General features: G+C 70.9%; 24 protein-coding genes and 1 pseudogene. 8 read left to right on the top strand and 17 right to left on the bottom strand.

What is annotated here, in order from left to right; all coding sequences use genetic code 11:
- Positions 1–82 precede the first annotated feature (82 nt).
- A complete protein-coding gene (locus FE633_RS49365) occupies positions 83–214 on the bottom strand; it encodes a hypothetical protein (protein WP_281291318.1) in 132 nt (43 codons plus the stop codon).
- Positions 215–348: 134 nt separating this feature from the next.
- Here FE633_RS49365 and FE633_RS37485 point away from each other — a divergent pair, with 134 nt between their 5' ends.
- The 3 genes from FE633_RS37485 (at position 349) to FE633_RS37475 (ending at position 1,899) form a co-directional block, all read left to right on the top strand.
- The gene (locus FE633_RS37485; RefSeq protein WP_138049628.1) at positions 349–759 is read left to right on the top strand and encodes a DUF2795 domain-containing protein; all 411 of its coding nucleotides are present in this window, start codon (positions 349–351) and stop codon (positions 757–759) included.
- 117 nt (positions 760–876) lie between these two features.
- Complete coding sequence (locus FE633_RS37480) at positions 877–1,317, top strand: CBS domain-containing protein (protein WP_138049627.1); 441 nt, start codon at positions 877–879, stop codon at positions 1,315–1,317.
- A 39-nt stretch (positions 1,318–1,356) separates the two neighbouring features.
- Entirely contained in the window at positions 1,357–1,899 is a 543-nt protein-coding gene (locus FE633_RS37475) for a type 1 glutamine amidotransferase domain-containing protein (protein ID WP_138049626.1), read from the top strand.
- Between the two features lie 203 nt (positions 1,900–2,102).
- On the opposite strand, the gene FE633_RS37470 is transcribed toward FE633_RS37475, so the two are convergent.
- Positions 2,103–2,339, bottom strand: coding sequence for a DUF6158 family protein (locus tag FE633_RS37470; RefSeq protein ID WP_246114008.1), 237 nt, complete (start codon positions 2,337–2,339; stop codon positions 2,103–2,105).
- A gap of 88 nt (positions 2,340–2,427) precedes the next feature.
- Here FE633_RS37470 and FE633_RS37465 point away from each other — a divergent pair, with 88 nt between their 5' ends.
- A complete protein-coding gene (locus FE633_RS37465) occupies positions 2,428–3,537 on the top strand; it encodes a baeRF2 domain-containing protein (protein WP_138049625.1) in 1,110 nt (369 codons plus the stop codon).
- A 108-nt stretch (positions 3,538–3,645) separates the two neighbouring features.
- Here FE633_RS37465 and FE633_RS37460 read toward each other — a convergent pair whose 3' ends face one another.
- Complete coding sequence (locus FE633_RS37460; RefSeq protein ID WP_138049624.1) at positions 3,646–5,265, bottom strand: ABC-F family ATP-binding cassette domain-containing protein; 1,620 nt, start codon at positions 5,263–5,265, stop codon at positions 3,646–3,648.
- An 82-nt stretch (positions 5,266–5,347) separates the two neighbouring features.
- Here FE633_RS37460 and FE633_RS37455 point away from each other — a divergent pair, with 82 nt between their 5' ends.
- From FE633_RS37455 to FE633_RS37445, 3 genes are all read left to right on the top strand, one after another.
- Positions 5,348–6,838 carry a bifunctional phosphatase PAP2/diacylglycerol kinase family protein gene (locus tag FE633_RS37455; protein ID WP_138049623.1) on the top strand — a complete coding sequence of 497 codons (1,491 nt, stop codon included), beginning with the start codon at positions 5,348–5,350 and terminating at the stop codon, positions 6,836–6,838.
- 155 nt (positions 6,839–6,993) lie between these two features.
- Positions 6,994–7,809: a methyltransferase domain-containing protein gene (locus FE633_RS37450; protein ID WP_138049622.1), complete on the top strand. Its 816-nt coding sequence runs from the start codon at positions 6,994–6,996 to the stop codon at positions 7,807–7,809.
- A gap of 43 nt (positions 7,810–7,852) precedes the next feature.
- Positions 7,853–8,023 carry a hydrophobic protein gene (locus tag FE633_RS37445; protein WP_119104979.1) on the top strand — a complete coding sequence of 57 codons (171 nt, stop codon included), beginning with the start codon at positions 7,853–7,855 and terminating at the stop codon, positions 8,021–8,023.
- Between the two features lie 57 nt (positions 8,024–8,080).
- Here the strand turns inward: FE633_RS37445 and FE633_RS37440 are convergent, their stop codons facing one another.
- The 13 genes from FE633_RS37440 to FE633_RS37375 form a co-directional block, all read right to left on the bottom strand.
- Entirely contained in the window at positions 8,081–8,344 is a 264-nt protein-coding gene (locus FE633_RS37440; RefSeq protein ID WP_138049662.1) for a gas vesicle protein K, read from the bottom strand.
- An 83-nt stretch (positions 8,345–8,427) separates the two neighbouring features.
- Positions 8,428–8,616 carry a gas vesicle protein gene (locus FE633_RS37430; protein WP_119104977.1) on the bottom strand — a complete coding sequence of 63 codons (189 nt, stop codon included), beginning with the start codon at positions 8,614–8,616 and terminating at the stop codon, positions 8,428–8,430.
- Positions 8,613–9,425 (bottom strand): GvpL/GvpF family gas vesicle protein, encoded by an 813-nt coding sequence (locus FE633_RS37425; RefSeq protein ID WP_138049621.1) that lies wholly within the window; start codon positions 9,423–9,425, stop codon positions 8,613–8,615. Before FE633_RS37425 ends, FE633_RS37430 begins: the two co-directional genes overlap by 4 nt.
- A complete protein-coding gene (locus FE633_RS37420) occupies positions 9,422–9,793 on the bottom strand; it encodes a gas vesicle protein (RefSeq protein ID WP_138049620.1) in 372 nt (123 codons plus the stop codon). Before FE633_RS37420 ends, FE633_RS37425 begins: the two co-directional genes overlap by 4 nt.
- The gene (locus FE633_RS37415; RefSeq protein WP_138049619.1) at positions 9,790–10,893 is read right to left on the bottom strand and encodes an SRPBCC family protein; all 1,104 of its coding nucleotides are present in this window, start codon (positions 10,891–10,893) and stop codon (positions 9,790–9,792) included. The genes FE633_RS37420 and FE633_RS37415 overlap by 4 nt, the downstream gene beginning before the upstream one ends.
- A complete protein-coding gene (locus FE633_RS37410) occupies positions 10,886–11,554 on the bottom strand; it encodes a DNA primase (RefSeq protein ID WP_138049661.1) in 669 nt (222 codons plus the stop codon). Before FE633_RS37410 ends, FE633_RS37415 begins: the two co-directional genes overlap by 8 nt.
- Positions 11,554–11,814, bottom strand: coding sequence for a gas vesicle protein GvpG (locus tag FE633_RS37405; protein WP_138049618.1), 261 nt, complete (start codon positions 11,812–11,814; stop codon positions 11,554–11,556). The genes FE633_RS37410 and FE633_RS37405 overlap by 1 nt, the downstream gene beginning before the upstream one ends.
- A gap of 4 nt (positions 11,815–11,818) precedes the next feature.
- Entirely contained in the window at positions 11,819–12,598 is a 780-nt protein-coding gene (locus FE633_RS37400; protein WP_138049617.1) for a GvpL/GvpF family gas vesicle protein, read from the bottom strand.
- Complete coding sequence (locus FE633_RS37395) at positions 12,595–13,020, bottom strand: gas vesicle structural protein GvpA (protein WP_138049616.1); 426 nt, start codon at positions 13,018–13,020, stop codon at positions 12,595–12,597. Before FE633_RS37395 ends, FE633_RS37400 begins: the two co-directional genes overlap by 4 nt.
- 75 nt (positions 13,021–13,095) lie before the next feature.
- A complete protein-coding gene (locus FE633_RS37390; protein WP_138049615.1) occupies positions 13,096–13,377 on the bottom strand; it encodes a gas vesicle protein GvpO in 282 nt (93 codons plus the stop codon).
- A gap of 61 nt (positions 13,378–13,438) precedes the next feature.
- A complete protein-coding gene (ligD, locus tag FE633_RS37385; protein WP_171060286.1) occupies positions 13,439–14,374 on the bottom strand; it encodes a non-homologous end-joining DNA ligase in 936 nt (311 codons plus the stop codon).
- Between the two features lie 37 nt (positions 14,375–14,411).
- Positions 14,412–16,259, bottom strand: a complete 1,848-nt coding sequence (locus FE633_RS37380; RefSeq protein WP_138049613.1) for a transketolase — start codon at positions 16,257–16,259, stop codon at positions 14,412–14,414.
- Positions 16,256–17,596: an NAD(P)/FAD-dependent oxidoreductase gene (locus FE633_RS37375; protein WP_138049612.1), complete on the bottom strand. Its 1,341-nt coding sequence runs from the start codon at positions 17,594–17,596 to the stop codon at positions 16,256–16,258. Before FE633_RS37375 ends, FE633_RS37380 begins: the two co-directional genes overlap by 4 nt.
- A gap of 175 nt (positions 17,597–17,771) precedes the next feature.
- Here FE633_RS37375 and FE633_RS37370 point away from each other — a divergent pair, with 175 nt between their 5' ends.
- Complete coding sequence (locus FE633_RS37370; protein ID WP_138049611.1) at positions 17,772–18,770, top strand: LLM class F420-dependent oxidoreductase; 999 nt, start codon at positions 17,772–17,774, stop codon at positions 18,768–18,770.
- 472 nt (positions 18,771–19,242) lie between these two features.
- Here the strand turns inward: FE633_RS37370 and FE633_RS47530 are convergent.
- Positions 19,243–19,501: pseudogene (locus FE633_RS47530) on the bottom strand (phage holin family protein); the annotation flags it as partial.

Here is a 19,501-nt window from a genome sequence, read left to right as displayed (position 1 = left end):
ACAGCTCTGCGTTCCGCCGCATGGGAGGCCCCCGGCGCATTCCGCGGCGTCGGGGGCCGGTTCCGTCCGGTCCTGTTCAGTTTCAGTGGCTCAGAGCCACGGGTTCGGTGTCGTCGGAGTGTTCGGCCGATGGGAGGAGCCACTCCTCGTAACGGCCGAGTGCCACGACGACTCCGAGCATCAGGACCGGGATCATCACAGCGAACACCGCCATGGTCCCGTCCTTCCCCAGAGGAATCTTGATGGGGGGTGGCGATCGAGTCTCCAGACCGCTGCGGCGCAAACCCTCCGTGTCGATGTCGGAGGCGCGGGTACACGGGGGTCCACCCCGATCATCTGGAGGGAGTCATGCAGCGAGGCAGTGACCGGCTCAGCGTCCACAAGGACGAGGAGATGAAGCATGAACTGCAGGGTCTGCTCAGGTCGGGCCACCCGACCCGGACGGAGGAGTGGCACGATCCGGAGCCGACCGCCGACGACGACCCGCTGGTTGCGGGCGGGCCGGTCACGCCGGGGGGCGCCCCGGGCACCCCGGGCTCCGTGGCGGACTTGCGCCTGGAACTGGCGCGGCACCTGGGCCGCACCTCCTTCCCCGCGAGCCCCCGCGAACTGAGCGGCATCCTGCGGAGCCGGCATGCGCCCGACGGGCTGGTGGAACCGGTGGAGCGGCTGCCGAGGAGGACGCGCTACACCAACGCTCAGGAACTGGCCGAAGCGCTCCTGCGCAACGCGACCGCCGAGCGCGCACCGCGCGAATAACGGTGGCGGACGCATGGGCCGCCGCGTCGGGGGTACTGCGGGCGACACCCCGCCGAGGTGTCCCAGAACGGCATGACCGGGAAACGCAGGGAACGCAGGACAGGAAAGGCCCAGAGCATGGCTGATTTCGTCAGGGAAGTCATGACGCCGGACGTCGTCGCGGTCCGCCCCGACGCCTCGCTCGTCGAAGCGGCACAACTCATGCGCGCTCAGGACATCGGCGATGTTCTGGTCGCCGGCGACCAGATCGTCTTCGGGGTCCTGACGGACCGCGACATCACGCTGCGTGCGGTCGCGGACGGCGTGGACCCGCTCACGGTGAGCGCTCAGACCGTGTGCACGCCGAACCTCGTGGTGATCGGGCCGAACGACCCGGTCTCGACCGCCGTGGAGCTGATGCGCGAGCACGCCATCCGCCGTCTGCCGGTCGTCGAGAATGGCAACCCGGTCGGCATGGTCAGCCTGGGGGATCTCGCGGTGTCCCAGGACCCGGACTCCGCCCTGGCCGAGATCACCCGCGCCGCTCCGGACGACTGGCCGCACAACCTCACCGCCTGAGTGCGGCGCGGGACGCGCCGGGAAAGGACGTGGAAAGTGATGCGGATCGCGTTTCTGATGGCGCCGGAGGGCGTCGAGCAGGTCGAACTCACCGAGCCCTGGTCGGCGGTCCACGACTCGGGCGCCGAGCCCCTCCTGCTGTCGACGAAACCCGGTCGGATCCAGGCGTACCACCATCTCGACAAGGCCGACGTGTTCCCCGTACAGCAGGTCGTTCGCGACGCTTCGGTGGACTCCTTCGCCGGTCTGGTGCTCCCGGGCGGCGTGGCCAACCCGGACGCGCTGCGCATGGACGAGACGGCTGTGTCGTTCGTACGTGAGTTCTTCGAGCAGGGCCGGCCGGTCGCGGCGATCTGCCACGCGCCGTGGACGCTCGTCGAGGCGGACGTGGTCCGCGGTCGCACCCTCACGTCGTGGCCGAGTCTGCGCACGGACATCCGCAACGCGGGCGGCACATGGGTCGACGAGACGGTCCACGTCTGCGAAGCCGCACCCGGAACGCTCATCACGAGCCGTAAGCCCGCCGACCTCAAGGCGTTCTGCGACGCGCTCCTGCCCGAGTTCTGGAAGCGCCGCCACTGACCGCCGGCACACCGGCCCGTTCATCGACGTCACCAGTACGCGGCGTTCAGATGGCCGGGCCGGTTACGCCTGTTCAGACGGGCTGCGCGGACCGCCCATACGCACGGGTCAGGTACGCACGGGTCAGGCGGCGGAGCCGATGGGCGTCTGTCAGAGGGCCGAGCCGAAACGCGAGGTCGGCCGGCGGAGCCGAAAGGTGACGGTCAGGCCTCGCAGCCCGGCTGGCGCTCTCGGGCGCCAGAGCGGGTCCTGCCCACGGCCACCGGGCGGCGCGGGTGACGGCGCAGATACTCCCCCTCCAGTTGCGCCATCCGCACGTTGTGCGTGCGCAGCGCGTCGTTCGAGCCGTACAGCAGCGTGTCGTGGCGCGTGCGGTGGATCGTCTCCAGCTCTTTCATCAGTTGCTGGTCGTCCAAAAGGCCCGGGTCGACTCCGGTCATCGTGGTACCCCGATCATCGGTTCCTTCGGTACGGGTCCGGGTACCCGCCCGGCGCAAGCACATCCCGAGCGGCACCCGGGAGGGAGCCATGGATCTCGCCTTTCTCCACCCACTGTACGAACATCCGGGACCCTGGGCCTCCGTATACGTCGACACCTCCCGGCACACGGAGGCCACCCCACACGAGCGGACACTGACGGCACAGGCGGCAGCCGACCGGCTGGCCGAGCAGGGCGCGGACGAGCCCACCTGCCGGGCCGTGCGCGACGCGCTGAGCGAGCTGCGGCACTCCGGCGATCCACACGGCAGGGCCCTGTTCGCGACCGGCGGCGAGGTCCTCCTCGATCCTCCGCTGGCCGCGTCCCCGCCGGGCGCCCTGTCCACCGACTGGTCGGCGCTCCCGCACACCGCGCCACTGCTCGACCTGGCCGGTGAGGACCCGGTGTGCGTAGTGGCGTACATCGACCGGCGTGGCGCCGACTTCGAGCTCCGCAGCGCGCTGGGCAGCCGGGGCGCGGGCTCGGTGGCGGGGCGGCAGTGGCCCATACACCGTACGAGCACGGCCGACTGGTCGGAGCGGCACTTCCAGCTCAGGGTGGAGAACACCTGGGAGCACAACGCCGCCGAGATCGCCGACGCGCTCGCCGTCTGCCAGGAGGAGACCCGGGCGGACCTGCTGATCCTCGTCGGCGACGACCGCGAACGCCGGTCCGTGCACGAACGGCTGCCGCAGCGGCTGCACGACCGCACGGTGGAGACCCGGTCCGGGACCGGCAGCCGGCTCCTGGACGAGGAGGTGGAACGGGCCCGTGCGGAGCACGTACACCGCAGGGCGGCCGAGGAACTGCGGCGGTTCAAGGCGGCCCGGGCACCGGACGCGGACGGACACATCGGCGCCGTCGAGGGCGTACCCGCGCTGATCGAGGCGGCCCGGGAGCACCGGATCGACGAGCTGCTGATCCGCCCGGAGGGGTCCGAAACGCACCGGGAGGTGTGGGTCGGCGAGAACCCGGACCAGCTGGGACTGCGGCGCACGGAGACGAAGCCGCTGGGCGAGCCGCGCCCCTGGTCGGCGCGGGCGGACGACGCGCTGCTGCGGTCCGTGGTGGCGACGGGCGCACCCGCCCTTTCGGTGACGGCCGCCGGGCCCGAGGACGCTCCGGTGGGGGGCCTGGGAGCCCTGCTGCGCTGGTCCTAGCGGCTCCAGCTCCTGGCGGCTTCAGCGGTCCTGGCGGTCCCAGGCCGAGCCGTCTCGCTCCCCGGTAGCCCGGCAGCCCAGTGGCTGCCGGGCTACCGGACTACCCGGCTACCGGGCGCGCTCCACGCGCCGCTCGTCCCACACCGGCTCCGCCGTCTCCCGCACCCTGCCGTCGCTGCCGAACACCAGGTACCGGTCGAAGGAGCGCGCGAACCAGCGGTCGTGGGTGACGGCGAGGACGGTGCCCTCATACGCCTCGAGGCCCTCCTGGAGTGCCTCGGCCGACTCCAGGTCGAGGTTGTCGGTTGGCTCGTCGAGGAGCAGGGCCGTGGCCCCCTCCAGTTCCAGCAGGAGAATCTGGAAACGGGCCTGCTGACCGCCGGAGAGCCGGTCGAAGCGCTGCTCGGCCTGGGCGGTCAGCTCGTAGCGCCGCAGCCGGGACATCGCGGCGCCGCGGTCCTGGGAATGTTCGGTCCACAGGATGTCGAGCAGCGTGCGCCCCTCCAGTTCGGGGTGGGAGTGCGTCTGCGCGAAGTGGCCGGGCACCACGCGCGCGCCGAGCTTCCACGCTCCCGTGTGCGCCACCTCGCCGCCCGCGAGCAGGCGCAGGAAGTGTGACTTGCCGGAGCCGTTGGATCCCAGTACGGCGACGCGCTCGCCGTAGAAGACCTCCAGGTCGAAGGGTTTCATCAGCCCGGTGAGCTCAAGTCCCTGGCAGGTGACGGCCCTTACGCCGGTACGGCCGCCCTTGAGCCGCATCCTGATGTCCTGCTCGCGGGGCGGCTCCGGCGGCGGGCCGGCCTCCTCGAACTTCCGCAGCCGGGTCTGCGCGGCCTGGTACCGCGAGGCCAGCTCGTGGCTGATCGTGGCCGCCTGCCGCAGATTCAGCACCAGCTTCTTCAACTGGGCATGCTTCTCGTCCCAGCGCCGCCGCAGCTCCTCGAAGCGCGCGAAGCGTTCGCGCCTTGCCTCGTGGTACGTGGCGAACCCGCCGCCGTGCACCCACGCGTCGGCGCCCGCCGGTCCCGGCTCCACGCTCACAATCTTCTCGGCGGCGCGGGAGAGGAGTTCGCGGTCGTGGGACACGAACAGGACGGTCTTGCGCGTCTCCCGCAGCCGCTCCTCCAGCCAGCGCTTGCCGGGCACGTCGAGGTAGTTGTCCGGCTCGTCGAGCAGCAGCACCTCGTCGGTGCCGCGCAGCAGCGCCTCCAGCACGAGCCGCTTCTGCTCGCCGCCGGACAGCGTCCGCACCTGACGCCACTGCGCCTTCTCGTACGGCACGCCGAGCGCGGCCATGGTGCAGATGTCCCACAGCGTCTCGGACTCGTAGCCCCGCGCTTCGGCCCAGTCGGCGAGCGCCTGCGCGTACTGGAGCTGGGCGGCCTCGTCGTCGACGGTCATGATGGTGTGTTCGGCGGCGTCCACGGCGCGGGCCGCCTCGCGGATCCGGGGCGGCGCGACCGACACGAGCAGCTCGCGCACGGTCGTCTCGTCGCGTACGGATCCCACGAACTGGCGCATCACCCCGAGCCCGCCGCTTACCGTGACGGTGCCTCCGTGCGGCTTCAGCTCCCCCGCGATCAGCCGCAGCAGGGTCGTCTTCCCGGCGCCGTTGGGGCCCACCAGCGCGACCGCTGCCCCTTCGCCCACCCGGAAGGACACATCGCCGAGCAGCGCCCTCCCGTCGGGGAGGTAGTACTCGAGGTGCGCCGCTTCCAGATGTCCCATGGTTGCGCATTGTCCGGGTGAGCCGGGGTGAGCGGCAAACGGTTATGCGCGATGCGGGGCCCGCCGGGGTACTCGCAGTTCCATGACCGCAGATGTAGACCTCACCGTGCCCGAATCCGGCCATGCCCTGCGTGACCGGCTGCTGGCCGTGGACTGCCGCCTCTTCGACTCCGTCGCGACCCGGCACTGGCCGGGCGCCGATCACCTCCTGCCGCGGCTGAGCCGCAGCGCCAACCACGGAGTGCTGTGGTTCGCCACGGCGACGGCCCTCGCGGCGACGCGTTCGCCGAAGGCCCGCCGCGCCGCCGCCCGGGGCGTCGCCTCGCTCGCCCTGGCTTCGGCGACCATCAACACGCTCGGCAAGCGCTCGGTGCGGCGCCCGCGCCCGCTGCTCGACGCGGTGCCGATGATCCGTCAGCTGAAGCGGCAGCCGATCACCACCTCGTTCCCGTCGGGGCACTCCGCGTCGGCCGCGGCCTTCGCGGCGGGCGTCGCCCTGGAGTCCCGGCCGCTGGGCGCGGCGGTCGCCCCGGTCGCCGCCGCGGTCGCCCTGTCCCGGGTCTACACCGGCGTCCACTACCCCAGTGACGTCCTCGTCGGCGCGGCACTCGGCGTGGGCGCCGCCTACGCCGTACGCGGCGTCGTGCCGACCCGCGACCAGCTGCCGTCCCCGGGCCGCCCGCATGTGGACGCGCCCGCACTCCCGGACGGGCAGGGCCTGGTCCTCGTAGCCAACAAGGAGGCGGGCACCCCGGAGGCGGTCCGCGCCCTGAACGCGGCGCTGCCGCACGCCGAGATCGTGGAGTGCGAGGCGGCCGATCTTCGCGCCGAGTTCGAGAAGGCGGCAAGCCGGGCCGAGGTACTGGGCGTGTGCGGCGGCGACGGCACGGTGAACGCGGCGGCCGAGGTCGCCCTGCGCCACGGCCTCCCGCTCGCGGTGCTGCCCGGCGGCACGCTCAACCACTTCGCGCACGACGTGGGCGTGGAGGACGTGGGTGACCTGTGCCGGGCCCTCCAGGAGGGCGACGCCGTACGGGTGGACGTGGGCCACTTCTCCTCCGGCACCGTCGAGGGCCTGTTCCTCAACACCTGCAGCCTGGGCGTCTACCCCGAGCTGGTCCACGAGCGGGAGCGCTGGTCGCGGCGGATCGGCGGCTGGCCCGCCGGGGTGCTCGCGGCCCTGCGTGTGCTGCGCGCGGACCGGCATCCGTTGCGTACCGAATTCCGCGGCAGCGAGCGCCCGTTGTGGCTGCTGTTCGCCGGCAACGGCACGTACCACCGCATGGGGCTGGCGCCCGGCCGCCGCTTCGACCTCGCGGACGGCCGGCTGGACGTACGGGTCGTGCACGGGGGCCGCAAACCCGCCGCCCGGCTCCTCGCCGCGGCCGTCGCGGGACCGCTGACCCGCTCCCCCGTGCACGCGGCGGTACGAGTCGGCAGGCTCCATGTGGACGGCATCTCGCCCGGCACCCTCCTGGCGTACGACGGCGAAGTCACCACGGTGGAAGGCGAGTTGACACTCAAGAAACTCCCCGAGGCGCTGACCGTCTACCGGCCGCTTCCCTCTCGCTGATCATCACTGGCCCCTCTCCGATCACCAGTTCAGTTCAGCCAGCCAGCCAGCCAGTCCGTCCGTCCTGCCGTCCGCATTGCAAGACGCGTATCTCATTATTCGACACGGCGGCGTACGGTGATTCCACGGGTATCGCCACAACGGAAGGGGACGCCGTGTCGAAGAAGACCGCCGTCTACACGCACGGCCACCACGAGTCCGTGCTGCGCTCGCACACCTGGCGCACGGCCGCCAATTCGGCGGCGTACCTCCTCGGTTCGCTGAAGCCCCACATGACGGTTCTGGACATCGGCTGCGGGCCCGGCACCATCACCGCCGACCTGGCGGAACTGGTCCCCGACGGACGGGTCACCGGGGTCGACCAGGCGCCGGACATCCTGGACCGGGCCCGGGCCACGGCCGCCGAACGAGGCCTGGAGAACGTCGAGTTCGCGGTCGCGGACGTGCACGCGCTGGACTACCCGGACGACTCCTTCTGTGTCGTCCACGCGCATCAGGTCCTGCAACACGTGGGTGGCCCGGTGCGGGCGCTGCGCGAGATGTACCGGGTCACCAAGCCGGGCGGATACGTCGCCGTGCGCGACTCGGACTACTCGGCGATGACCTGGTACCCGCGCCCGTCCGGCATGGACGACTGGCTGGACCTGTATCTGCGCGTCGCCCGCGACAACGGCGGTGAGCCGGACGCCGGGCGGCGGCTCAAGTCCTGGGCGCTGGAGGCCGGTTTCACCGACATCACCGCCTCGTCGAGCACCTGGTGCTTCGCCACCGCCGAGGAGCTCGCGTGGTGGAGCGGCCTGTGGGCCGACCGCACGCTCGCCTCCGCGTACGCGGACCGTGCGACGGCGGGCGGCCACGCGACGCCCGAGCAACTGCGCGCCGTGTCGCAGGCCTGGCGGGAATGGGGACGGCAGGAGGAAGCCTGGTTCTCCGTCCTGCACGGAGAAATTCTCTGCCGAAAGCCTGCCTGATTCCCGCACTCCGGGAAACCCGTACAGCAGGAGGTTTCACATTATGGTTCCCATCCTGCTGGTACTGCTTCTGGCGCTGCTGCTGTTCGGCGCCGGATTCGCGGTGAAACTGCTCTGGTGGATCGCCCTGGTGGTTCTTGTCGTATGGCTGCTGGGATTCCTGGTACGCGGAACGACCGCAACCGGGACCAGGTCACGGTGGTATCGCTGGTAGTCGGCATTCCACGGTATTCGAGGCTTCTTCGAAGCCTGTTCCCGGTGTAGCGGAAGCCTACTCCCGGGGTAACAGTGGTCCGAGCGGCCCGAGGTCCAGATTGAGGTCCTCGGGCCGCAGGCCGTAGCGGTCGCGCAGTTCGGCCATGCGGTCGTCGAGAAGCATCAGGGTCAGCCCGATCCGCTCCTCCTGGTCCTCCGACAATTCCCCGGTGTCGAAGCGGCGCACCGCCTGCCGCTCCATCAACTGCCGCAGCAGCTCGACGACGGTCAGCACGAGCTTGACGAGATCGCGTTCCACCGTGTCCGGGTCGAGGTCCAGACGGTTCCGACGGCTCTGACGGCTCTGACGGCTCTGACGGTCCTGACCGTCCCGACCGTCCTGACGGCTCTTTCGGGGCGTGGTCACGGCACCTCCTGCCAGGGCGAGCGGACCTGCTCGTTCACCGAGCTGATGAGCGCGTTCAGGTCGATGCGTACGAGATCGACGTCCGCGATCCGCAGAGTGAGGTCTCCGGTGATGACGACCCCGCCCGCGAGCAGCCGGTCGAGCAGGTCCACGAGGGCGATCTCACGGCGTTCGACGACGGTCACGGGCCGGCCTCCTCCTCGGGGGCGCCGAAGGAGCCACTGAACGAGTACGCGGCCCAGGGGCCGGTGAGTTCCACCCGCAGGCCCGGCTCCTCGTCCTTCGTGCGGTCCACCAGTTCCACGAATTCCTCTGAATCAGAACGCGGTACGAGATAGGCAGCATTGAGCACATTGTGACCGGAGGCACGGGAAAGCGCCGCTTTCTGCGGCGCGTGAATCCGGGTGTCCTCCGCGAACCGGGAAAGGGCGCCATGCAGTCTGCGGGCGAATTCCTCGGCACGCTCCCATTTCTCCTCATGGGCTCGACGTTGCCGACGACGCTGCCGCAGATAGTCGCGTCCACTTCCGCTTTTCACGGGATGCGGCCGTTCCTCGGAAACGGGCGTTTCCGAGGAAGTGTCTTCGGGCGTCTCTTCGGATTCCGCGTAGACCTTCACGCCCCATTCCACCCGCCCGTCGAGCCGGTCGAGCGTCCGCAGGAAGGCCTCCTCATGGGCCTCCATCATCGTGCGTACGCCGCTGTCGTCCCGGAACACGGTGGCGAGCCGGAGCGGCAGGGGCGAGGTGACCACGGTGAGCGCGTCGATCACGCTGTGGTGAGCCCGCGCGGTCTCGGTGAGCCAGTCCAGGTCCTCCAGGTGGGCGCGCAGCGGCTCCTCGGCGAAGTCCTCCTCCGGTACGGCGCTGACGATGGCGATCAGGCCGTGGTGGGTCAGCTGCTTGGGCGGCACGCCCGCGACGCCCGTCAACTGGGCGGGAAGGGTGCTGCCGAAGGGGCGGCAGATGGCGTAGACATAGCGCAGACCGCTCATGAGGCCTCCTCTTCCGCGCGTGGTTCCGTGGCGGCTTCCACGCGTGGTTCCGTGCGTGGTGCGCGCCCGCCCTCCAATTCGGCGACGTGCGCGCGCAACTCGGCGTTCTCGCGGGCCAGTTCGTCCCGGCGCGCACTGGAGGACAGCGCGGGGTCGGACTCCCACCAGTCGATGCCCATCTCCTTCGCCTTGTCGACGGAGGCGACGATGAGTCGCAGCTTGATGGTGAGCAGTTCGATGTCGAGCAGGTTGATGCGGATGTCGCCCGCGATCACGATGCCCTTGTCCAGCACCCGCTCCAGGATGTCGGCAAGGTTGGCGCTGCTGTCCCGCCCGTAGGGCTCGGGGTACCGTCCGGGGGTCGTCATCGGGAGCTCCCGTGCTCGGCGGGCTCGTATTCGTCCTCGGGCTCGTATTCGTCCTCCGGCTCGTCACCTTCCGCCTCTTCAGGCTCTTCCTCTTCTTCCCTTTCCTCCTCTTCGGCGTACTCCTCATCCTCATCTTCGGGGTACGGGCCCTCTTCCGCCTCCTCGGCCTCGTACGCGTACGCGTCTTCCCCCTCGTCGGCTTCCTCGGCGACCGCGTCCTCATGGGTGCGCAGCACCTCGCCGTCGCGGATCTCGCCGCGCCAGCCGTCGCCGGCCTCGCCGCGGAGGGTGACGTAGCGGGCGAAGTGCTTGAGGTCGAGGCGCGTCCTGCGGCCCTGTGCGCGCCACAGGTTGCCCGTCTTCTCGAACAGGCCCGTGGGGTAGTACTCGATGATCAGCAGGACTCGGGTGAGGTTCTCGGCGAGCGGGTGGAAGGAGACGACGCCCTTCGTCGTGCCCTTCGCGCCCTCCGATGTCCAGGAGATGCGGTCGTCGGGCACTTGCTCGGTGGTGTGGGCCTTCCAGCTACGGCTGGACCAGAAGACCTTGAGCTGCCAGTCCGAGGTGGTGTCGTCGGCGCGGTTCGCGTTCTTCACACCCTTCGCGAAGGTGCTGAACTCCTGGTACTGGGTCCACTGGTCGTACGCGGTGCGCAGCGGCACCCCGACGTCGACGTACTCCATGATGACGGTGGGCTTCCTGCCCGCACCGCCTTTGCTCCTGCCCTTGCCCTTGCCCTTGCCCTTGCCCTTGCCCTTGCTTCCGCGCAGGTTCTCGAGCGTGTCGCGTACCTGCTCCTTGGCGCGGGAGGCGCCCACTTCGAGGGCGCTGCGCAACGGCCCCTTGCCCTCGGTGAGTTTGCGTCCACCGTCCAGGGCGAGGCGTGCGAAGCCGGGGCTGTTGCCCTCGGCGATGTCGTTGAGCTTGACGGTCGACTCGCCCAGCCTGCGACCGAAGCCGATCAGCAGGCGCTGGGCCTGGGCCGCGGCATACTCCTGGAGCTCCGCCTTGAGGCGGTCGGCGGCCTCGCTCTGAGCGACGCCGCCCAGGCCGCTGCCTTTCGTCGTCTGTTCCGTCGCGGTCTTGAGGGTGTCAGTCATCGTCGCGACCTCCCTCGGCGGCCCGGCGGCGCGTGGTACGGCGCGCAGAGTCCTGTGCGGCGGCCGTCTTCTTCCCGGGCGCCTTCTTGGCGGTCTTCGCCGCCACCTTCTTGCTCGCCGCCTTCTTGGCGGGGGCCGTCGCCGCCATCTTCTTGACGGGCTTCTTGCTCTGCGCCTTCTTCGCCGCGACCTTCTTGGCGGGGGCTTTCTTGGCGGGGGCCTCGTCCGGCGAAGCCTGATCAGGTTCTTCGCGTTCTTCGCTTTCTTCGCGGTCTTCCGGTTCCTCGAAGTCTCCGAAGCCTTCGAAGACCTCCTCGTCCTCGAACCCCGGCACGTCCGGTGCGACGCCGGCGATGCGCTCGCGGACCTCCGCGGTCCGGCCGTGCAGCCGGTCCGCCAGGGCCCCGATCTGCCGCTCGACCAGCGCTCCGGACGCCGCCTTGCCCACTCCGCGCAGTTCCTCGCGCAGCTGGTCGCCGACCTCCTTGAACTGCGGATTGTTCCGCAGTTGCTGATCCACCACGTCCACAAGCATCCGCGGGCTGAGCCGCATCCGCCGGCCGGCCACGAGGGTGCCGACGGCGAACGCCAGCTTCATCTTCTTCGTACGTCCGAGGACGTATCCGGCCCCTACCGCGAGGCCCAGTCCCACTCGGTTCATCATGTCGTCCCGTTGCCTCGTCCCGCGCTCCTGCCCAGACCTGTCTCCAGCCGGTCGAGGAGCTCGTCCTCCCGGCGGTCGAACTCCGCGTCGTCGATCTCGCCCGCCTCGAGCCGTTGCTCGAGAAGGGCGAGTTCGGCGCGGATGGCGGCCGGGTCGTAGTACTGGCGCTCGGCCTCGGCCAGCACCTGTCTGATGGTCCAGAAGCTGCCGCGCACGGGTGCGAACGGCAGCAGCAGTACCTCTCCGATCAGTCCCATGCGCTCAGTGCCCCGTCTCGGCGGGCCCCGCCTGGATGGCCCCCGTCTCGGCGGGCTCGGACGGTCCGGGTTCGACGAAGCTGTAGGGCGGCAGCGGCCCGTTGACACGGACGTCGAGATGCGGATGCCCCTTGCGGACCTGTTCGACGGCGGTGAGGAACACCTCGGCCGACTCGCGCTCCACCAGGAACGACAGGTTGGCCAGCCAGCCGGTGGACTCGGGTCCCACGCTCACGGCGTCGGCGGCCGGTTCCAGGGTGTGCTGCAGATCGACGGCGTCCTCCGCCTCGCGGGCCTTCAGTGCGGACGCCACCATCTCGCCGAGGCGCAGCCGCTGCTCGTAACTGCCGCCGCCCGCCTGACGATTGGCCTCGGCGAGCGCCCTGATCTCCGGGTTCTGGGACATCACGCGGTGCAGCGCGGCCTCTTCGTTGTGGCTGGCCTTGACGTTGTACTCGACCTTGCCCGCGAGCGCGTCGAGGCGCTCCTTGTAGTGTTCCGCGCGTTCGCCGAGCACCCCCGTGACGGCCGCGTCGTCCAGTGCGACGCTGCCGAACCGCATGGGCAGCAGCGCGCCGCCCGCGCCCGCCTCGGCCAGCACGTTCTGGTGGGCGAGCAGCTCTTTGCGCTTGGGGCGCAGCCCTTCGGGGGCGTCGCTGACGATCGCGGCGAGGCCGGCCTCCTTGACGATGCGCACCGGGCGGGCCGGATCGCCGACGCCGCCCATGCCGTCGGGGAGCGCGGGATGCGTGTCGGCGGCGATGCCGTAGACGTACGTGCTCACTCCTGCTCCTCCTTCTTGCGCGCGGTGGCCTTACGGGCACGCGGCCGGGGCTCGGCCTGGCCCTCCTCCCTGGCCTGCTTGAAGGCGTCGGAGACGGTCTCGGCGGCGCCGGACAGCGCCCCCTTCGACTTGCCGTGCGCGCCGGACTCGGTGATCTGGCCGACCACGTCGGGTAAGCCGGGGCTCTTGCGCGGCCCGGCCTCCAGGTCGAGCCGGTTGCACGCCTCGGCGAACCGCAGATAGGTGTCGACACTGGCGACGACCACGCGGACGTCGATCTTCAGGATCTCGATGCCGACCAGGGAAACCCGAACGAACGCGTCGATGACGAGCCCCCGGTCGAGGATGAGCTCCAGAACGTCGTAGAGGCCGCTGCTGCCGCCTCCGCCGCCGGTCTGCTGCTGTGCTGGGACGACGGTCATGACGACCGGTCCTCCTTCTCTGGCTTGTCTGGCCTGTCTGGCTTGTCTGGTGTTGAGGCCTCGCGGGACGGCGGCCTAGCGGCCGCCGGGCCTGTGTGCGTCGGACCTCCCGCGTTCGTAGCGGCGGACGCGCCGATAGCCGGTGAGATCGCCCTGCGGGTCGAGAGTCACCTGATAGCTGGCGAGGAGACTCATCGTGTCGGGAACCCTGGGGAGTTCCAGGACCTCGATCTCCAACGTCCAGCCGTCCTCGGTGCGTTCGAAGGACGACACAGACTCGGCTGCCATGCCGGTGAGTTCGGCGAGCTGGGCGCGTGCCTCCTGCAACACCTCTTGCGGTTTGGGTAAGTTCGTCATAGGCCCCCTCCAACTCCGGGTGGCCTGAGGAGAGTTGCCCAAACCTGAGAAAGCTCGCGGCTCAGCCAGGCAGCGCGTCGAGCCTGCGCCGGGCAGGGCCGAGCGCCCGCCCGCGGCGCAGCAGCCCGGACCACGGGTCGGTACGGGCCTGGTCGACGGCGTCGTCGATGGTCCAGCGGCGAGGGCCCAGCTCCGGGTCGTCCAGCTGTCCCCAGCTGATGGGCGTGGCCACCGGGGCGCCGGGCCTGGCCCGGACGGTGAAGGGAACGACCGCGGTCTGCGCGTACGCGTTGCGCTGCACATCCACGTAGAGCCGGTTCCCGCGGTCCTTCTTGCGGGCGGCCGTGGTGAGTGCGTCGGGGTGCTCGGCGGTGAGCGTCCCGGCCACGTCCCTCGCGAACTCGCGTGCCTCGTCGAAGTCGTGGTGTCCATTGAGCGCCACGACGACGTGCAGGCCGCGTGAGCCGGTGGTCATCAGCGCGGACGGCAGCTCGATCCGGTCGAGGAGCTCGCCGAGCCACCGGGCCGCCCGGCGCACGGAGTCGAAGTCGTCGCCGGCCGGGTCGAGGTCGAAGACCATGCGGTCGGGCCGGTCGATCCCGTCGACGCGGGACAGCCAGCGGTGCAGCGTCACACAGGCCTGGTCCGCGAGGTAGACGAGGGTCGCGGTGTCGTCGCACACCGGGTGGCAGACGGTGCCACCCTCCTTGGGCACCTCGATGCGGCTGATCCAGTCCGGATCGTGGTCCTGGAGGTTCTTCTGCATGAACCGGGGCCCGTCGAGCCCGTCCGGGTGCCGCTCCAGCATCAGCGGCCGCCCCCGCAGATGCGGCAGCATGAACGGTGCCACGGTCCGGTAGTAGGCGACGAGGTCCTCCTTGGTGTACTCCTTGTTGCGCCCGTCGCCCGGGAAGAGCACCTTGCCGGGGCGGTGCAGCTCCACGGTGCGCCGGCCGGCCCGCACAGTCGTCGTGCCCCCGGTTGTCGTGCCGCCCATGGTCATTCCCTCCGTACGCGTACGCCGATGGCCGCTCTTATCGCACGACCGCCTGATCCACCAGCAGCTTCGCCGAGACCGCGATCGACTCCCGGTCGATGCCCGCGGCGTGCAGCTGCTCCTCGGGCGAGGCCGAGCCGGGCATGGTGCGCACGGCGAGGCGGACGAGACGGGGGGTCGGGCGGCCGTCGAGGAAGGCGTCGAGGACCGCGTCGCCGAGGCCGCCCTCCTCGCGGTGGTCCTCGACGGTGAGCAGGCAGCCGGTGTGTTCGGCGGCGTCGCGCAGGGTGCCGCGGTCGACGGGTTTGACGGAGTAGAGGTCGATGACCTGGACGGGGATGCCTTCCCTGTCGAGCAGGTCCGCGGCGGCCAGGGCCTCGTTCACCGTCACCCCGGCGGCGACGATGGTCAGCCGGTCCTGGGCGGAGACGCGCAGCACCTTGCTGCCCCCGATGGGGAAGTCCTCGTTCGGCCCGTAGATGACCGGTGACGCTCCGCGCGAGGTCCGCAGATAGCGGATCCCCTCGCAGCCCGCCATCGCGGCGACGAGGTGGGCCGTCTGGTTGGCGTCGCACGGGTAGAGGACGGTCGAGTCCTGCAGGGCGCGGAACATCGCCAGGTCCTCCAGGCCCATCTGCGAGGGCCCGTCCTGGCCGATCGCGACGCCCGCGTGCGAGCCGACGAGGTTGATGCCGCTGCCGCTGATGGACGCCATGCGGATGAAGTCATGGGCCCGGGTGAAGAACGCGGCGAAGGTCGAGGCGTACGGCACCCAGCCGCGTGCGGCGAGCCCCACGGCGGCGGCGACGAGTTGCTGCTCGGCGATGTAGCACTCGAAGAACCGGTCGGGGTGTTCCTTCGCGAAGAACTCGGAGCGCGTCGAGTCGCTCACCTCGCCGTCGAGGGCGACGACATCGCCGCGCGCCGCGCCGAGCGCGGCGAGTGCCTGGCCGAAGGCGTCGCGGGTGGCGACCCGGTCACCGAGCTCGAAGCGCGGCAGCTCCAGATGGCCGGCCCGTACGGCGTGCAACATCCGTGCGGCGGGCGGAGGTTGGACCTCGACGCGGATGTCGCGTATGCCGCCGAGTTCCGCGATCGCCTCGTCGGGGTCGGGCAGCGGTTTGCCGTGCAGCCCCTCGCGGTCCTGGGCGGCCTCGACTCCCTTGCCCTTCAAGGTGCGGGCGATGATCGCGGTCGGCTGTCCGATCGTGGAGACGGCCTCGCCGTACGCGCGGTCGACGGCGTCCACGTCATGGCCGTCGACCTCGATCGTGTGCCAGCCGAAGGCCTGGAAGCGGCGCGCGTACGCGTCGAGGGAGTGGCCGTGCCGGGTCGGGCCACGCTGCCCGAGCCGGTTGACGTCCACGATCGCCGTGAGATTGTCGAGGTGCTCGTGCCCGGCGTGCTCGGCCGCCTCCCACACGGAGCCCTCGGCCATCTCGCTGTCGCCGCACAGCACCCACACCCGGTAGCCGACCCGGTCGAGCCGCTTGCCGGACAGCGCGATGCCGACGCCCACGGGCAGCCCCTGCCCGAGCGAGCCGGTGGCCGTCTCGACCCACGGCAGTCGGCGGGGGGTCGGATGCCCTTCGAGCCGGCTGCCGAGTTTACGGAAGGTCATCAGCTCGGTCTCGTTGATCGCCCCCGCCGCCTTGTACGTGGCGTACAGCAGGGGCGAGGCATGCCCCTTGGAGAGGACGAAACGGTCGTTGCCGGGATGGGCGGGCCGGTCGAAGTCGTAGCGGAGATGGTGGGCGAGGAGGACCGCCATGAGGTCGGCGGCGGACATCGAGGAGGTGGGGTGCCCAGAGCCCGCAGCGGCCGCCGCGCGGACGCTGTCGACACGCAGCTGCTGGCCCAGGTCGGTGAGTTGACGGCTTTTCATGACTTTCCTTCCGCAGGGCTCGGACGTTCGGACCTCCCCGGGACATGCGCCAGCTCGGGAGACGAGGTGTCCAGCGGCACGGACCAGGAGCGGACCAGGCCCAACTGCACGCCCTGGCGCGGCAGTACCGCATCCAGGAGCCAGTCGGCGGCCACCCGGATCCGGTTGCCGGGCATCGCGGCCAGGTGGTAGCCGCGGGTGACGGCGCCCGCGAGCGGCCCGGACAGCGGAACGCCGAGCGGGTTGGCGGCGGCCTTCACCCCGCCGAGGTCGACGGTGAAGCCCATGTCGCGGTGGCGGTAGGCGCGACGGCTGCCGCCGCCGAGTGAGGCGGCGACGTTGTGACCCGCGACCTTTCCCTGCCGCCAGGCGTGCTGTGCGGTCATCGGCGTGTACTGGCCGGGGTTCTCCAGGTCCGGCACCGCTGCCGCGTCGCCGCACGCGAACACCTCGGGGTGGCCCGGCACCTGAAGGTGGGGGTCGACGAGCAGGCGGCCGCGTTCCATGGGCAGCCCGAGCGTCTCCGCCAGTGGATCGGGACGTACGCCGACGCACCACACCAGGGTCCGGGTGTCGATGAACTCCCCGTCGCTGAGCTGTACTCCGGTCGGGGTCGCCTCCTTGACGGAGGTTTCGGTGCGGACGTCGACGCCGCGCGCCCGCAGCACGCTGTCGGCGGTGCGCGAGAGCCGCTCGTCCAGTTCCGGCAGGACACGTGAGGCGATGTCGAGCAGCAGCCAGCGCGGGCGCATGCCCTGGCGCAGGGGCTGTTTGCGTACCAGCGCATCGGTGAACAGCTGCCCGTGCGCGGCGACTTCGGTGCCGGTGTAGCCGGCGCCGACCACCACGAAGGTGCACCGCGAGGAGGAGGCCTTCGGGTCGTCGTCGGCCGCCGCGAGCTCCACCTGACGGGTGACGTGGTCGCGCAGGTACAGCGCCTCGGGCAGGCCACGGAAGCCATGCGCGTGCTCGGCGACACCGGGGATGGGCAACAGCTTGTTGACGCTGCCGGCGGCGAGCACGAGACGGTCGTACGACAGCGTGCCCACGCCGCCCTCGGCGTCGCTGTAGTGCACGGTCTGTGCGTCGAGGTCGATGCCGTCGGCCTCGCCGAGCACCAGCCGTACGTCCTTGAGAGTGCCGGTCAGCGAGACGGTGACACGGCGCGGTTCGAGCACCCCGGCGGCCACCTGGGGCAGCAGGGGCAGATACAGAAAGTAGTCCGTCGGGTTCAGCAGGATGATGTCGGCCCTGCCCCGGGCCAGCCGGGACAGGGTGCGTGCCGTTCGGTAACCGGCGAATCCGGCACCGACGATCACGACGCGGGGTCGACTCATAGTGCTCCTCCGGCGGGGTCGCTCGTACGGGCTTTCCGCGTCCCCCTGGCCCAGGCACCCAAACGTCGGCCGTCCTCGACAGTGGCGCCCGTACGCCGGGGCGGTGGCGTTTCGCGCGGGGGCCCGGGGATACCCGGACGAGGACCCCGACCCGGCCCGTCGCGGAGGTGCCCCCATGGTCGAATACGGCTACTTCCTGTCGACCGAGGAGTTCGGTCCCGCCGACCTCGTCGAGCAGGCGAGGATGGTCGAGCAGGCAGGTTTCCAGTCGCTGTGGATCTCGGACCACTACCACCCGTGGAACGACGCGCAGGGCCAGAGCCCCTTCGTGTGGTCCGTGATCGGGGCACTCTCCGAGGCCGTGTCTTTGCCGATCGAGACGGCGGTCACCTGCCCGACCGTGCGGACCCACCCGGCGGTGGTGGCGCAGGCCGCGGCGACCAGCGCGGTGATGACGAACGGCCGCTTCCGGCTCGGCGTCGGCAGCGGCGAGGCCCTGAACGAGCACATCCTCGGTGACGCCTGGCCGCCCGCGCACGTCCGCCTGGACATGCTGGAGGAGGCGATCCAGGTGATACGCCACCTGTTCAGCGGCGAGGAGGTCAACCACTCCGGCGCCCACTACACGGTCGAGAACGCCCGCCTCTACACGGTCCCGGACGAGCCCGTCCCGATCGACATCTCGGGCTTCGGACCGCAGGCGACCGCGCTCGCGGCCCGGGTCGGCGACGGCTACATCACGATGATGCCGGACGAGTCGATGGTGGAGCAGTTCCTCCCCCACTGCCTTAAGGGCGTGGGGGGACCCCCATCGGGCGGCGGGGGCGCCGAGCCGGTCAGCGGCGGTACGAAGGTCTGTTACGGCCAGGACCGGGACGAGGCCGTACGCACGGTCCACCGACTCTGGTTCAACCACCTGCTGCCCGGCGAGATGGGCCAGGTGCTGCCCTCGCCGAGCCATTTCGAGCAGCTGAAGCCGCTGATCACCGAGGACATGGTGAGCCGGAACGTGGTGTGCGGGGACGACGTCGACCAGCACGTGGCCGCCCTCTCCGCGTTCGTGGACGCCGGGTTCGACCGGGTCTACGTCAATCAGATCGGCCCCGACCAGCGCGGCTTCTTCGACTTCTACCGCACCAAGGTGCTGCCGCAGCTGGCGGACGGGGTCCGCTGACGCCCGCGCACCGGTCGGCGGACCGGTCGAGAGCTCTCGGCTCAGACGGTGTCTCCTCTCCCGACCGTCTGGGCCGAGCACATCGGCCGCGGCGAGCCGCCGCGGCCGCATGGCAAGTGCCCCGAGGGAGGGAGACCGACGCCACGCTCACTTCGCCCGGTCCCCACACCGGCCGGCCGGGCGTGGGGCTGCGGCGAACGGCGGCTACACGCGCAGCCGCAGGCACGCATCGGCGGCGCGCCCTTCGGAACGTGCCTTCGGCTGGTTCGAAGGGGTGTCGTCGGACGACCTGGCGGCTCGGCACCTCGCCCCCGACGCGCTGACCTGCGACGTCGCGGCACCGGCCGCCGTTGCTTCGACGGCGCACCGGATCTCACGGGCGACAAGCCCCGTCCGGACAGAAAAGGGCCGTCGCCACGGGCGGCAAATGGCCCGGGCGACGGCGACGGTTCTGTGTGTGGCGCGATGCGGCTCACTGGGCCCGGTGGTGCGGAGATTCGGGGTCCGGCGGAAAGGTCCCGCGCGGCTTCTCGGGCGGTGTCGTGGGCGGGGGCGTGGGCGCGGCCTCACCGGGCGCACCGGTTGCCCCGGTCGCTCCACCCATGCCGCCCGGCGCGACGGGCGGCACCGGCGGATACGCGGACGAGCCCGGCCCGGGCGGCGTACCGGCGGCGAGACGGTCGCCCTGGCCCGCGGCGACCCGTTCCGGCGTGGGCCGGGACGTCGCGGGC

This window comes from Streptomyces montanus (assembly GCF_005786655.1).
Lineage (GTDB): Bacteria > Actinomycetota > Actinomycetes > Streptomycetales > Streptomycetaceae > Streptomyces > Streptomyces sporangiiformans.
Note: the sequence above shows the minus strand (reverse complement) of the source record. Positions and strands in the feature narration are given on the sequence as shown.